We start from the raw sequence: 13320 nt of genomic DNA on the forward strand, positions 1-13320 counted from the left end.
TCCTGCCGCGGCACCTCACCCCCCGATGTCCCGCTTGCGGAGAGCGACAACCGCGATGGCAACGAACACCGCGCTGAATCCGTAGAGCAGAGCCAGGCCGCCCCAGTCCGCCCCACTCGCCAGAGGAGTGTGGTGGAACGCCCAGCCGTACGGTGAGAAGTTGCGCAGAGCATCCAGACCAGAGCTCTGGTTGCCGATCGCATTCAGCACGTACCCGAGAACAGCGACCCCCGCTGCCGCTGCGGTCGCGTAGATGCGGCGCCCCGTGAGCGCACCCGCGGCGAGGCCGAGCGTTGCCGACACCAGACCGAGCCCGAGGTATGCGGCCGTCACGGCCACCACATCGCCCACCGAGAGATCAAGCTGGGCGCTCGAGTTCAGCGCAAGAACGAGCACCGCGCTGACCAACGCGAGCCAGGCAAGCCGCGCAACAACGGCAAGGGTTCGCTCGAGCACCAGCTGCTGACGACTCACCGCATGTGCGAGCGTGAGTTCGAGGGTGCCATTCTCTTCGTCGCCGGCGATCGCCGAACTACTCCACGACGTCGCCGCAATCACGATGAGCACAAACCCCAGCAGCCCGAAAAACGTCGACTCGGTATAACCCGCGCCCGAAGTGATGTCGTTGTAACCCAGGGCGTTCACCAGCTGCGGCGGCAGGTTCGCGATGAGCTGACCCATCTGGGAGTCCGCGCCGCCGATCGAGGGAAACAAGGGCAGATAGAGGAGCAGCGCTGCCGCGACACCAAGTGTCCACCCCAGTGTCGACCGCCACGACTCGGTCATCGCCCGGCGGAACAGCGGAAGCACACGAGCGTTCATCGTTCGCCTGCTGCCCCGTACAGTTTCAGCACCGATTCTTCGAGGTCTGGTTCCTCGATCGCCAGATCGACGATCGCGAAGCGCGCGATCGCCTTGACGAACGGGTCGATGTCGCCGCTGACAGTTGCAGTGACTTCCGTGACTTCCGTGACCTCTCTGACTTCTGTGACTCCCGACCCGACGGTACTCCCGGCCGCAGCCCCACCCGCGGGAACAGTAATGCCGCTCGCGCTCGTCACGACGAGGTCGCTGAGATTCCGGATGCCCGCAAGCATCTCCCCCACCGCCCCCGGCGTCGTGTCGGCGAACCCCGCGCGCACCCGGCGCACAGCCGTCTCGCGCAACCCCTCAACCGAACTCACGGTCACGATGCGCCCAGACCGCACAATCGCCACCGCATCGGCCACCTGCTGGATCTCGCTCAGAACGTGCGAACTCAGAAATATCGTTTGCCCCGCCTCTCGAGCCTCCCGCACCATCGCAAGAAACTCGCGCTGAACGAGCGGATCCAGCCCGCTCGTCGGCTCGTCGAGCACCAACAGCGGCGGGTGGTGCATGAAGGCCTGCACGAGGCCCAGCTTCTGCTTGTTGCCCTTCGAGAGCATGCGCACCGGGCGATCGAGCTGCACGCCCAACCGTTCAGCGAGCGCATCGATCGCGCCGGGCGAGACCGGCCCACTGATGCGCGCATAGTGCTGAAGCAGCGAGCGCCCCGTGACCCGACCCTCGAGTCTCAGCTCGCCCGGCAGGTACCCGACACGCCGCCGCAGTTCGGCCCCACCACTCATCGGATCGCTGCCCAAAACCCTGATCGACCCCGCGGTGGGGCGGATGATGTCGAGCAACAGCCGCATCGTGGTCGTCTTGCCGGCACCGTTCGGCCCGATCATGCCGAACACCGAACCCGCCTCGACCGTGAGGTCGATGGTGTCGAGAGCGAGGTGGCCGGTAGAGACCCGGCCATACTGCTTGCTGACGCCCCTGAGTTCAACCGCCGCAGACTCCCCCGTCACGATTCTTCACCTCCTCGGCCGAGCGCCTCACGTGTCGCACGCAGCAGATCGTCTGAGGTGTACACGCCGTGCGTCATGATCTCCACCGCCGGCAGCGCCATCGCCGCCACTACCTCGTCGGTCAGGTCGATCGCTGATGTTCCCGCTGCCGCGCTCGCCGGCCCTGCGCCCGCTTGCCCTGCGCCCGCTAGCCCTGCGCCCGCCGGCCCCACGCCCCTCGACCGCACGGCCCGCGCGAACTGCCGCTCGAGCAACAGCGCCGACATGCTGTACGCGGTCAACGTGACCGCCCTCATGTGGGGATCGCTCGACGGCCGCACCGACCCGTTCGCCTCCCCCTCTTCGAAGACCCGTTCGGTGTATGCGACGAACTCGTCGAACAGGTGATCGCCCGCGGCAGAACCGTCGGCGAGCATCCGGCCGATGTATCGCAACCACGGACGATGCTCGTCGGTGCGCCCGAGCCAGGCCCGGATGTTCGCACTGGCGCCCGGCTTCTCTCCGTTGCCGATCGTCTCGCCCGGCTTCTCAACCTCCGCGAGAATGTATTCGTCGCACGCCTGCCGCAGCCCGTCTTTCGAACCGAAGTGGTGCAGCACCAGCGCTGCGCTGACGCCGACCTTCGCCGCGATCGCACGCACCGTCGTCTCACGAAACCCGTCGCGGCCGAACAGCTCGATGGCCACATCACGAATACGGGCTCGAGTCGTAGCATCGTCGGGAGGCACTGAACGCATGTTCAACATACTAAACGCATGTTCAGTGCCAGGCAAGCTCTCTAACCGATATCGGGTGCACTCGGCACGTTCGGCACGCTCGACTATTCGGCGCGCTCGGTCCGTTCGCTCCGTTCGGTTCATTCGGTGCGCTCGGTTCATTCGGTGCGCTCGGACTCGCCGATACGCTCGGCGATTGCGTCGGCGAGTCGAGTTCGCGACTTCGTCGCCGGCGCCCATCGGCGGTGATGCCTGTCGATCCAGGGTGGTGCCTTGATCTGCGGAACCCCGGCGTGCATGCGGATCTCCCACCCCGAGTGCTCGATCGTTCGATGATGGAACCAGCACACCAACACCCCATTGTCGGTGTGCGTCGGACCACCCGCGGCATGTTCATCGACATGGTGAATCTCGCACCACGACGCCGGAACCGAGCACCCCGGAATCACGCAACCGCCGTCTCGAAGCGTGATCGCCCGCCGCTGCCGGCCGTCGAAACAACGCTGCTCCACGCCCAGCCGAACGATGCGCCCGTCGTCAGAGAGCAGCACACGCTGCACTCCCCCGGAGCAGACCAGCTGACGAACTGCGCGGACAGAAAGCGGCACATCACTGCCATCGACCCACCCCACACCGCGACCGGTGGCCACGTCGGACTCACGAACACTGACCACGACCGTCGCCGGCGCACCACCGATCGACGGAGTCTCGGCGCTTCGGCTCGCCGCATCGAGTACCGACACGAACACGTCATGCTGTTGCTGGCCTCGTGACCGGTCATCCACGGGAATCGGCTGACCGGCGCTAGCTGAGTCTGACTCTGAGTCGGAAGCAGAGACTGAAGCCGAGTCGAGCGGAAACGCGACCGGTTTCGTCACAGGCGAAAGATACGCGTCGAAGAGGCGCTGCAGGCGCGCCGCCGCCTCGGGCAGCAGCACTCCGGAGAGCGTCACGCCCGAAGAGGTAGCCCGGCCCAGCGAAAGACTGCGGTGCCGCATGGCCCGCTCTTCATCGGGCTCAACACCGTCGGGGTCGATGACCGACCGCCACACTGCAGCCTGCAGCCGGAGCTCGTCGGCCGTCGCCGGTACCGCACATTCCGCGCTGTCGCCGACAGCCGCCTGCACCAGCTCGGCCTCTGCAGCTTCGATCGCCGAACGGTCAGCCCGAAGCGAAGACACCGAAAGCCCGGTGACAATTGCATTCGCAGCGTCGACGCAAACATTCACACCACCCAGCGTGCCGCCTAACGTGCCACCGAGCGCCGAACCGAGCACAGCAAACCGAGCTGGCAACTCTTGCCCGGTCACAGAGACACCCGGCCGAACAGCCTCACCCACACGCAAGAGCTTTGAGGCCGTCGCAGACGATACCCGCGTGATGCGCTGCACGAGCTCCGACGCAGTGCGACACCCCTTTCGCGCGGAGAGCCGATCACCGCCCAGCGAGGGCCGAGACCTCTCGCCGACCTCGCCGGCAGTAGCGACAACTATCGAACCGCATTCCCTGTCGACCTCGGCGGCGACACCGACCACACGCAGTAGCTCGTCATCGGTCAACGACGAGGCACGCAGCCGTTCACGAAACTGCCGCAACAGCACAAGCGCAGCGTCGAGCTCGGCGGTGAGCCGGTCGTTGTGCCGCTTTGTCTGTGGTTCGGTCATGCTTCTAGTTTCGCATATATGTTCGAGTAATGCTCAGCAATCGACGCCGATCCACGAATCTGTGGAGAATTCACCCGATTTAGACCTGTGGAAAACGCGCCCCCGATCCGCCTTGCACTTTTAGACAGATCGGTCTAAGTTGATCTTTAGACAGACCGGTACAAATTGGGTTCAGCCGCACGGCCAGACAACAGACCAGCCGCCAGGCCAAACAACACACCAGCCAACAAACCAGACGATGGAGCAGAAAATGACCCAGACAACAACCGACACACAGCGCCGCGAGCTGACCGGAAAAACGGCGCTCGTGACGGGTGCCACCTCCGGCATCGGGCGCGCCATCGCACTTCTGCTGGCATCCCAAGGCGCAGAAGTGCTGGTGCACGGCCGCAATGCGGCTCGCGCCGAGCAGGTCATTGAAGAGATCGAACTCTCGGGCGGATCGGCGCGCTTCATCGCCGCCGACCTCAGCGACCCTGCAGCCGCCGTTCAGCTGGCGGCAGACGCCGGGGAGGTCGACATTCTCATCAACAACGCCGGGTTCTCGTGGTTCGGCGCATCTGCAGATCTCGACGCCGAAACCCTCGACAACCTTTTCGCCAGCAACGTGCAGTCTGCGTTCCTCTTGACCGCGGCCCTGGCGCCCGCAATGGCCGCGCGCGGTGAGGGCACCATCATCAACCTGTCGAGCATGGCCGGAATCATCGGTCTCGCCGGCGGCGCCGCCTACGGTGCGACGAAAGCCGCCATGTCGTCATTCACCCAGGCGTGGGCTGCCGAGTACAGTCCTCGTGGCGTGCGCGTGAACGCCGTGGCGCCCGGGCCCGTGCACACGGGCGGTGCGGATGCCGCGAACACCGAAGCCCTGGGAAAGACGACCCTGCTCGGCCGCGCTGCACAGGCGAACGAGATCGCCGAGGTCGTCGGGTTCTTGGTTTCTGCGCGAGCCAGCTATGTCACCGGAGCGATCATCGCCGTCGACGGCGGTCGCACCGCCATCTAACGAACGACCACCCCCTAACCCGACTACCCCCGACCACCCCCACCCGCTCACCCAACACCCAGAAGGATCACCACTCATGGCCACCACACTTTATGGAATCAGCTACGACGCCACAGACGCCGCACGCACCGCGAGCTTCTGGGCCGACGTGCTCGGGCGCACCGTGAACCCGGGCGCCTCCGCCGAATCGGCTTCGATCGCACCGAATGACGATCCTGCCGCGGGGCCGACCCTCATGTTCCACCGGGTTCCTGAAGCGAAGAGCGTCAAGAACAGGGTGCATTTTGATCTCATCACGACGGAGTTCGAAAGCGAACTCACGCGCATCCTCAACCTCGGAGCCCAGGTGCGCGCAGAGTTCGATTCGTGGACGACCTTGGCCGACCCCGAGGGCAACGAGTTCGATCTGATTCGCGGATAGCCGGCCGCGGGCATCCGGAGCTTTGTACAGATCTGTCTGATACTGTCGATCATGGCCAAAACGTCAGCACCCTCGACCCCGAAGCGGTCAGCACGCGATAGGCTGCTGGCGGCCTCAGACGAGCTGTTCTACACCGAAGGCATCCACACCGTCGGAATCGACCGGGTCATCGAGAAGGCCGGCGTCGCCAAAGGGTCGCTGTATTACATCTTCGGCGGCAAAGATCAGCTCATCGAGGCCTACCTCTTCAACCGCCATCAGGCCTGGATGCACACCGTGCAACAGGGCCTCGACGCCGTCGACGAACCGCAAGCGAAGATACTCGCCGTATTCGACCAGCTCGGCACCCTGTTCGCCCAACCCGACTTTCGCGGCTGCGCGTTCATGAACGCCACCGCCGAGGCGCTTCCCGGAAGCCCCGAAGACCGGGCTGCAACGAAGTTCCGCGGCTGGATTCACGAACTGTTCGGTGAACTCGCAGGCGCTGCCGGTGCAACCGACCCGAAGGCCCTCGCCGACCAGCTCGTCGTGCTCTACGACGGCGCCAACACCACCGCGCAAATGGATAAGACCGCCGCCCCGGCCCGAACCGCGAAAACGATGGCGCAGCTTGTGCTCACCGCGACCCCTTTCGACCCACCACGGGTCAGCTGACGGAGCCTGCCCGCAACCCGCGCAGCGCTGCGCCCAGCACGCGCAGAGTTCTGCCACCCGCTCGCGCCAGCGCAGCGCAGCGCAGTGCAGCGCAGTGCGCTGCACCCGCCACACGTGCAGACCGGACGCTACGCGCGCACGCCCTGCCCGATCAGCCCTTCGAGACGCGCATAACTCGTCTCCATGCCGCCCGTCATTCCGGTCGCCAGGATCGCGTCGCGCTGCTCCACGTTCGCGTACGTGATGACAAGCGACAGCAAGGTGCCTGCCTCGACGGGCGTGAGCGTGAGTTCGTTCAACGTCGCCGGAAAGTCCGTGCCGATCATCGCTTCGGTCGTGACCGCCCGGTACGGCGGTTCGGATTCGAGCAGCTCGCCGGTGAAACCGAACCCCTCACCGCCGCCGACTGGCTCCCACACGTAGCGATAGCTCTCGCCGACAGCGGCGGCAACTTCGCAGACCGGCATCGTCCACCCCTCCGGGCCGAGCAGCCACTGCTGCATGAGAGCGGCGTCGTTGTGCGCGCGCCAGACCTCGTCGATCGGGCCGTGGATGATGCGTGCCACCCGCACCTGTGTGTCGCTGAGGAGCTGGGCATCCGCTGCGCGCTCGGCCGCGAACGCCGCGAGGTCGGCGAGTACGGTGTCGATCTGAGACATGGCCTCCTTCGTTCCCTCGAGCATGCCCATCTCGACTAGCTGCTCGAGTTGCTCGAGTGACCCGAAGCTCGCAATGCTCGTGACGCGCGAGCCGGAATCCGTTGCTTCGAAGGTGAAGGTCATGCGGGTCGCCGGCAGATCGGTGTTCGGCACGCCGCTCGCATCTGCGAACGAGTCGATCACCTCGAACGACTCGGTCGGGATGACCGATTCCCAGCGCCAGCAGCCGTAGTGCTCGTCGCCCGACGGCCCCGTCATCTTGTAGACGCTGCGGCCACCGGATGCGGCGTCATGACGCATGAACGTTGCGGGGTACGTAGGCGGACCCCAGAAGCGCTCGATCTGGCGCGGATCGGTATAGGCGTCCCAGAGCCGCCGCAGGGGCGCGGCGAAATCGGCGACGATCGTGATGGTGAGCTTGTCGAGGTCTTTCTCGACGGTTGTTACGGGCATGATCAGCCTTTCTCGTTTTCGGGGTGTTCGCGTTCGAGCTGTTCGTGTTCGGGATGCTCGTGTTCGGTTTGCTCGTGTTCGGTTTGCTCACTCAGCAGCGCGTCGAGGCGGTCGATTCTCGAACGCCAGAGTTGCTCGAACTGGTCGAGCAGGCGCTGGGCTTGCCGGATGCGCTCGGGCTCACCTCGCACCATTCGCTCGCGGCCGCGTGGTTGCTTCGTCACGAGCCTCGCCTCCTCGAGCACAGCGACGTGCTTCTGCACGGCCGCGAATGACATGTCGTACGAATCGGCGAGCTGGGACACCGAGACCTCGGCGACGAGAGTTCGGCGAACGATGTCACGCCTCGTCGCGTCGGCGAGCGCTCGGAAGATGCGATTCACGTCTTCGTCAGTGAGTACTTTTTCTACAACCATTTGGTTGTACGTTAGTCGCGATTCGGCAGGATTGCAAGCAGAAACCGTCTACAGTGCAGGCGTTCTACAGCGCAGGCGTTCGGCCCGGCGCAACCCGGCGGCGGCTTCGCGCCTCATAGTCGTAGGCATAACGCAGCAGGGCACTGTCGTCGTAGGCCGCGCCCGCGAAGGTGAGCCCCACGGGCATCCCGATGTCTGACAGGATGCCCATCGGCACGGTCACGGTGGGGATGCCGAGGTGCCGCGGCACCAGATTGCCGTTCGCCACCCACGTTCCGTTGCGCCACGCCCGCTCTGCCGAGTCGGGGTTGGTGTCGGCATCTGCCGCGCCGATGTCGGCCACGGCGGGAAAGACGATGGCGTTCAGACCCGAGGCCTCGAGCCACTCCTCGAAATCCACTCGCCGGGTGCGCTCCAAACCCGCGAGCCCCTCCGCGAGCGACGGAATCTGCTCGAGCGGAGTGATGCCCTCGCTGCGGGCCCGAGTCACATAGTCGGCCAGGTCGAAGTCGTCGTCGCCATACCGATCGGGCAGAGCCCCCTCGGGGCTCGGAAAGATCTGCGGCCCGTCGACGTCGGCGAGCGCGTGCAGCGCGGGGTCGCCGTTGGCCTCGAGAAAGTCGTGCCAGCCGAACATCGACAGCTGCCAGAGCTCGGCTTCGGCGAACTCCCGAGACACGAATCCGCGGGTCGCGAGAGTGGATGCACCGGGCCGATCGCCCTCGTAATTCGACACCACGGGCAGGTCGACTTCGACCACCTCGGCACCGAGCGCTTCGAGGTCGGCGCGAGCCCGCTGCCAGAGTTCGATGACGGATGCCCGGGTCTCGATGGGCGTGCTGATTCCGTCGTCGCGATTGATGTACATGCGCGGTACGCCCAACCGCATGCCCTGCAGCGCGCCCGTCACCCGCAGTTCGTCGTACGAAACCGGCCGCACGTCGGAGGCACGCGGAATCGGCACCCACGGCTGGGTGCGCCAGAAGTCGCCGCGGGTTTCGGTGTCGTCGGCGACGACGCATTCGAGAACGGTCAGCAGATCATCCATTGTTCTCGTGTGGGGCACCACCACATCCATCGTCGGCACGAGCGGCCAATTGCCGCGCACCGAGATGACTCCTCGCGACGGGGTGTACGCGACGAGCGCGTTGTTCGAAGCAGGTGCGCGGCCCGACGACCAGGTCTCTTCGCCGAGGCCGAAGGCGGCGAAACTCGCGGCCGTCGCCGTGCCCGACCCGTTCGACGACCCCGAGGCGAAGGCCGCGGTGAGGTAGTCGGCGTTATACGGGCTCTCGGCCCGGCCGTACAGCCCGCGCTGCATGCCACCGTTGGCCATCGGCGGCATGTTCGTCAGTCCGATGAGCACGGCACCGGCGGCGCGCAGGCGAGCGATGGTGAAGGCATCGTCGGTAGCGACGAGCTCGGCGAAGGCCGGCGACCCGGCCGCCACGGTGAGGCCGCGCACCTTGTAACTGTCTTTGGCGGTGTACGGAATTCCGTCGAGCGGGCCGCGTGCTTCGCCACGAGACCGTCGCCCGTCAGACTGGCGCGCCTCGGCGAGCGCGTCGGGATTCATCACGACCACCGAGTTGAGCAGAATTCCGCTGTGATCGTACCGGGCGATACGTTCGAGGTACTGCGCGACCAGCTCGACGCTCGTCACCGCTCCCTGCACGAGGGCCGCCGCAAGGTCGGCGAGGCTCGCCTCGACCACGCTGAACGTCATCGCGCGCGCCTCGCGGGCTGCTGCTGGGTGATGCAGTGGATGCCGCCGCCGCGAGCGAGAATCTCGCGAGCATCCACCGTCACGACCCGGCGCCCGGGGTAGACCTCGGCCAGCAGTTCGCGCGCCCGGGCATCCGCCCGCTCGTCTCCGTAACCGCAGGCGATGACGCCGCCGTTCACCACGAGGTGGTTCACGTAGTTCCAGTCGACGAAGCCCTCGTCGTCTTCGAGGGTCTCGGGCGCGGGCAAGCTGATGATGCGCCACTCGCGGCCGGCGGCGTCGCGTGTGGTCTCGAGAAACGATCGCAATTCGCGGCTGACGGCGAAATCCGGATGCCCGGGGTTCTGCTGCTCGTGCAGCAGCAGTGTGCCGGGGCTCGGTATGGCCGCCACCATGTCGACGTGGCCGCGCGTGCCGAGCTGCTCGTAGTCGCGGGTCAGCCCGCGCGGCAGCCAGATCACGTGGGTCGCGCCGACGGTGCGCTCGAGCTCGGCCTCCACGCGGCGCTTGTCGGTATGCGGGTTTCGCCTCGGGTCGAGCTGCACGGTCTCGGTGATGAGCACCGTGCCTTCGCCGTCGACATGCATGGCGCCGCCCTCGTTCACGAGCAGCGACGACACGATCTCGGCACCCGACTCGTTTGCGACGAACGAAGCGATGCGGTCGTCGCGGTGCCACGTCGCCTCGGGGTGATTGACTCCCCAGGCGTTGAACGTCCAGTCGACGGCGCCGAGCGTACCGCGCTCGTCGAACACGAACGTGGGGCCGATGTCGCGCATCCAGAAGTCGTCGAGCGGGGCTTCGATGACGTCGATGGCCTCGCCGAGCATCCCCTTCGCCCTGCCGACTTCGCTCGGGTCGGCGACCATGGTCACCGGTTCGAACTCGGCGACCGCATGAGCGACCGCGGCCCAGGCCTCGTAGCCTGCCTGCACATCGCCGGCACCGAGGGAGGCTCCCGCGCGGGGGAACGCCATCCAGATGCGTTCATGGGGGTCGGTCTCGGCGGGCATCTGCCAGGTCATGCGGGTACCTCGGTTTCGATGGTGGTCAAGGTGCGGTCGAGCGTGCCGGTCGCGACCTCGGTTTCGATGGGGCGGTTGCCTACCGTGTTGTAGGGAGCGGTCGTGCGCCAGAGTACTGCGTAGAGCACGCCGGCGATCAGCGGCCCCGCGATCGGCGAGATATCGGCACCGGCGAGCGCTTCGGCGATCGGCCCCACGTAGAGGCTGTTGTTCACCATGAACAGCGAGACGCCGACCGCGACGACCACGGAGATGATGCCGGGCCAGTAGAAACCGCCGCGATACCAGAAGGCGCTCTGCCGAGTATCGTCGTTCAGCGCGATGCCGTCATAACGGTTGCGTCGCAGCAACACATCGACCGCGTACACCGCCAACAGCGGTCCCAGAACCGCGACGCTCAGCTCGATGGCCGAATTGAGCGTGTCGAGAAAGCTCTGCGCAGCGAAAACGAGGTAGGCCGAGGCGGCCGCCGCGATCACTCCGGTCAAAACGACCGACCAGGCCCGATGGATGCGCACGCCGAGCGCCTGAACGTACAGCCCGGTCGAGTACGAGGTCAGCACGTTGTTGGTGATGCTGCCGAGAACGATGACGAACAAGAAGATCGGGTACAGCCACGCAGGAAGGATGTCGGCGATGGCGACCTGCGGGTCGGTCATGTCGATCGACGTGCCCGCGAGAACACCGAGCGCACCGATGACGACGGCCGGCACGAATCCGCCCAGTGCGGTGAAGGTCACCACGGCACGCTTCGAGACCGTCGCCGGAAGGTAACGGGAGTAGTCGGCGCTCGTTCCCCACGAGAGCGGCCCCGAGGCCACGATGGCGAAGCCGAGCAGCAGCAGCCCCCAGTGGTCGGATGTCGCGAGCGGAGCGGCTTGGTAGCCGAAGTCGGCGGCACCGAAGACGAAGACGCCGACCACCACGAAGCACGCCGCGAGCAGGCCCGCGAAGATCGGGCTCAGGCGCAGAATCGTGCCGTGGCCGTAGACGCTGATGCCGAAACTCAACACCGTCACAACGATCAGCACGATCCACTGCACACCGGGGTCGACACCGATGCCGATGGTGCCGAGCAAGGCGACGGTCGAAAACGTCGCGAAGGTGATGTTCAGAATCTCGTAGAACAGCCCGATCAGAACGCCCAGCGCTGCGCCGAAGATCTTGTTGCCGCGCACGCCGAACATGGCGCGCATGATCATCACGCTCGGGGTTCCGGAGGCGGGGCCACTGATGGCCATCCAGCCCACCACGACCCACCAGAGGTTGCCGAGTATCGTGAGAACGAGCGCCTGCCAGAGCGGCAGGCCGAGAAGAATCAGCACTCCCCCGAGCACGAAGTACACGTAGGTGACGTTGGCCGACATCCACACCCAGAACAACGAGCTCGGGCGGCCGTGCCGCTCTGCCGGGGGAATGTAGTCTATGCCGCGGGTCTCGATGCGCCCGGCATCGTCGATCTCGGGTGCTGCTTCGGGTGTTGCCGACATCGGTTGCCTCTTAGACGCTCGGTTGGTACCTTATTTACTATCCGATCAATAACTTGTGAGCGACGTTAGCGAGGTCTTGAGGTTCGTGTCAAGCACAGGGCGAAAACGTAACGAACGAACGGCTCCCGCCGAGCGAATCGCCCAGATCGAAGCTGCGGCGATGCAGATCGCCCTCTCGAGCGGGCTGACGGCCCTCACGCTGCGCAGCATCGGGGCCGAGGTGGGAGTCACTCCGGCCTTGGTCTCGCACTACCAGCCCAGCATGGAATCCCTGATCGCGCAGACCTTCACCGCGATCGTGCGCCGCGAGATCGCCGAGGTGAACGAGTTGCTCGCGCCCCTCCCGTCGGCGACCGGCCGGTTGCACGTACTGATCGAAACTCTGCTCGACGGCGGCCGATCAGACGTTACGGTCGTCTGGGTGGATGCCTGGAGCCTCGGCCAGCGCAGCGATATGCTCGCCGCCGCCGTGCGCGAGCAGATGGATGCCTGGGAAGACCTCGTTTCGTCGGTCATCGCCCAGGGCGCGGCGGCCGGCGAGTTCAGCGGCCCCGCACTCGACGACGTCGCCTGGCACGTCCTCGGCATGGTGGACGGCCTGAACGCTCAGTCGCTCGTGCGGTACCGCGACGCATCGGCTCGCCGCCTTCTGCTGGGCCGCGCTATCGAGCAGTCGGTGGGGCTGCCGTCGGGCACGCTGGCCTGAGGGCCTGAGAGCCTGAGGGCGTGTAGGGCTGTCATAGGGCCGCCTCGCGAAGTGCAGTAGTGCTCGACCGGCCGCACTCGATAGTGTGGCCTGAAAAGCTCGGGGGAGATCATGGTTACCATCAAACGGCGCACCGCTCTTCAGGCGGCCTGGGCCGCACCCGTCGTGGCGCTCGCCATCGGAACACCTGCTCACGCGGCATCCGTTGTTCCCGGAATATCGATCGCCTGGCTGCCCAACGGCTCCGACTACGAAGTCGTGTACACGAACAACACCGGAGGGGTGATCCCCGCGACCACGGCGTTCGTCAGGCTGACCTCGTATACGGGGGTGACCGATGTGCAGTTCAACGCTGCCGAGTGGAGTTCGGTCGACGGCGAGCTGTTGACGGTGCTGAGTGTGGCCGACCTCGCCGACGGTGCGAGTTCTCTCGTCTTCTCCACAGTCACGGTCGGCCCTTCGCCCGTGAATGCTCTTGTCGAGGCTTACTCCGACGACTATTACGATTCCGCTGTGCTCAATCTTTAGTCGTGCTCAATCCGTAGCGTCGCT

14 protein-coding genes are annotated in these 13320 nt (G+C 65.8%); 5 read left to right on the forward strand and 9 right to left on the reverse strand.

The genetic code is table 11. The annotated features are described in order from the left end of the window. Window positions 1-15 precede the first annotated feature (15 nt). The 4 genes from LQ955_RS10780 to LQ955_RS10795 all read right to left on the reverse strand — a co-directional run bounded on the left by LQ955_RS10780 (window position 16) and on the right by LQ955_RS10795 (window position 4215). A complete protein-coding gene (locus LQ955_RS10780; RefSeq protein ID WP_231024547.1) occupies window positions 16-822 on the reverse strand; it encodes an ABC transporter permease subunit in 807 nt (268 codons plus the stop codon). Further along, on the reverse strand, window positions 819-1835 hold the full coding sequence (locus LQ955_RS10785) for an ABC transporter ATP-binding protein (protein ID WP_231024548.1): 1017 nt from the start codon (window positions 1833-1835) through the stop codon (window positions 819-821). Before LQ955_RS10785 ends, LQ955_RS10780 begins: the two co-directional genes overlap by 4 nt. Further along, a complete protein-coding gene (locus tag LQ955_RS10790) occupies window positions 1832-2572 on the reverse strand; it encodes a TetR family transcriptional regulator (RefSeq protein WP_231024549.1) in 741 nt (246 codons plus the stop codon). The genes LQ955_RS10785 and LQ955_RS10790 overlap by 4 nt, the downstream gene beginning before the upstream one ends. 137 nt (window positions 2573-2709) lie before the next feature. Further along, the gene (locus LQ955_RS10795; protein ID WP_231024550.1) at window positions 2710-4215 is read right to left on the reverse strand and encodes an HNH endonuclease signature motif containing protein; all 1506 of its coding nucleotides are present in this window, start codon (window positions 4213-4215) and stop codon (window positions 2710-2712) included. A gap of 250 nt (window positions 4216-4465) precedes the next feature. Here LQ955_RS10795 and LQ955_RS10800 point away from each other — a divergent pair, with 250 nt between their 5' ends. From LQ955_RS10800 to LQ955_RS10810, 3 genes are all read left to right on the forward strand, one after another. Further along, a complete protein-coding gene (locus LQ955_RS10800; protein WP_231024551.1) occupies window positions 4466-5218 on the forward strand; it encodes an SDR family NAD(P)-dependent oxidoreductase in 753 nt (250 codons plus the stop codon). 76 nt (window positions 5219-5294) lie between these two features. Continuing rightward, complete coding sequence (locus LQ955_RS10805) at window positions 5295-5639, forward strand: VOC family protein (protein WP_231024552.1); 345 nt, start codon at window positions 5295-5297, stop codon at window positions 5637-5639. A gap of 51 nt (window positions 5640-5690) precedes the next feature. After that, complete coding sequence (locus tag LQ955_RS10810; protein ID WP_231024553.1) at window positions 5691-6293, forward strand: TetR/AcrR family transcriptional regulator; 603 nt, start codon at window positions 5691-5693, stop codon at window positions 6291-6293. A gap of 128 nt (window positions 6294-6421) precedes the next feature. Here the strand turns inward: LQ955_RS10810 and LQ955_RS10815 are convergent, their stop codons facing one another. From LQ955_RS10815 to LQ955_RS10835, 5 genes are all read right to left on the reverse strand, one after another. Beyond that, window positions 6422-7405, reverse strand: a complete 984-nt coding sequence (locus LQ955_RS10815; RefSeq protein WP_231024554.1) for an SRPBCC family protein — start codon at window positions 7403-7405, stop codon at window positions 6422-6424. A gap of 2 nt (window positions 7406-7407) precedes the next feature. Further along, window positions 7408-7821 carry an ArsR/SmtB family transcription factor gene (locus LQ955_RS10820; RefSeq protein WP_231024555.1) on the reverse strand — a complete coding sequence of 138 codons (414 nt, stop codon included), beginning with the start codon at window positions 7819-7821 and terminating at the stop codon, window positions 7408-7410. Between the two features lie 64 nt (window positions 7822-7885). Further along, window positions 7886-9547: an amidase gene (locus LQ955_RS10825; RefSeq protein ID WP_231024556.1), complete on the reverse strand. Its 1662-nt coding sequence runs from the start codon at window positions 9545-9547 to the stop codon at window positions 7886-7888. Further along, complete coding sequence (locus tag LQ955_RS10830; RefSeq protein ID WP_231024557.1) at window positions 9544-10572, reverse strand: agmatine deiminase family protein; 1029 nt, start codon at window positions 10570-10572, stop codon at window positions 9544-9546. Before LQ955_RS10830 ends, LQ955_RS10825 begins: the two co-directional genes overlap by 4 nt. Next, window positions 10569-12062 carry a purine-cytosine permease family protein gene (locus LQ955_RS10835; protein WP_231024558.1) on the reverse strand — a complete coding sequence of 498 codons (1494 nt, stop codon included), beginning with the start codon at window positions 12060-12062 and terminating at the stop codon, window positions 10569-10571. The genes LQ955_RS10830 and LQ955_RS10835 overlap by 4 nt, the downstream gene beginning before the upstream one ends. Before the next feature lie 85 nt (window positions 12063-12147). On the opposite strand from LQ955_RS10835, the gene LQ955_RS10840 reads away from it, so the two are divergent. Continuing rightward, entirely contained in the window at window positions 12148-12768 is a 621-nt protein-coding gene (locus tag LQ955_RS10840; RefSeq protein ID WP_231024559.1) for a TetR/AcrR family transcriptional regulator, read from the forward strand. Between the two features lie 111 nt (window positions 12769-12879). Further along, window positions 12880-13296 (forward strand): hypothetical protein, encoded by a 417-nt coding sequence (locus LQ955_RS10845; protein WP_231024560.1) that lies wholly within the window; start codon window positions 12880-12882, stop codon window positions 13294-13296. The last annotated feature ends 24 nt before the right edge of the window (window positions 13297-13320 follow it).

The sequence above is a fragment of the Subtercola endophyticus genome (genome assembly GCF_021044565.1).
GTDB lineage: Bacteria > Actinomycetota > Actinomycetes > Actinomycetales > Microbacteriaceae > Subtercola > Subtercola endophyticus.

Bases quoted from the DNA above. Each gene is read 5' to 3' on its own strand.
- LQ955_RS10780 (WP_231024547.1), bottom strand. From the start codon at position 822: ATGAACGCTCGTGTGCTTCCGCTGTTCCGCCGGGCGATGACCGAGTCG.
- LQ955_RS10790 (WP_231024549.1), bottom strand. From the start codon at position 2,572: ATGCGTTCAGTGCCTCCCGACGATGCTACGACTCGAGCCCGTATTCGT.
- LQ955_RS10795 (WP_231024550.1), bottom strand. From the start codon at position 4,215: ATGACCGAACCACAGACAAAGCGGCACAACGACCGGCTCACCGCCGAG.
- LQ955_RS10800 (WP_231024551.1), top strand. From the start codon at position 4,466: ATGACCCAGACAACAACCGACACACAGCGCCGCGAGCTGACCGGAAAA.
- LQ955_RS10805 (WP_231024552.1), top strand. From the start codon at position 5,295: ATGGCCACCACACTTTATGGAATCAGCTACGACGCCACAGACGCCGCA.
- LQ955_RS10810 (WP_231024553.1), top strand. From the start codon at position 5,691: ATGGCCAAAACGTCAGCACCCTCGACCCCGAAGCGGTCAGCACGCGAT.
- LQ955_RS10815 (WP_231024554.1), bottom strand. From the start codon at position 7,405: ATGCCCGTAACAACCGTCGAGAAAGACCTCGACAAGCTCACCATCACG.
- LQ955_RS10820 (WP_231024555.1), bottom strand. From the start codon at position 7,821: ATGGTTGTAGAAAAAGTACTCACTGACGAAGACGTGAATCGCATCTTC.
- LQ955_RS10825 (WP_231024556.1), bottom strand. From the start codon at position 9,547: ATGACGTTCAGCGTGGTCGAGGCGAGCCTCGCCGACCTTGCGGCGGCC.
- LQ955_RS10830 (WP_231024557.1), bottom strand. From the start codon at position 10,572: ATGACCTGGCAGATGCCCGCCGAGACCGACCCCCATGAACGCATCTGG.
- LQ955_RS10835 (WP_231024558.1), bottom strand. From the start codon at position 12,062: ATGTCGGCAACACCCGAAGCAGCACCCGAGATCGACGATGCCGGGCGC.
- LQ955_RS10845 (WP_231024560.1), top strand. From the start codon at position 12,880: ATGGTTACCATCAAACGGCGCACCGCTCTTCAGGCGGCCTGGGCCGCA.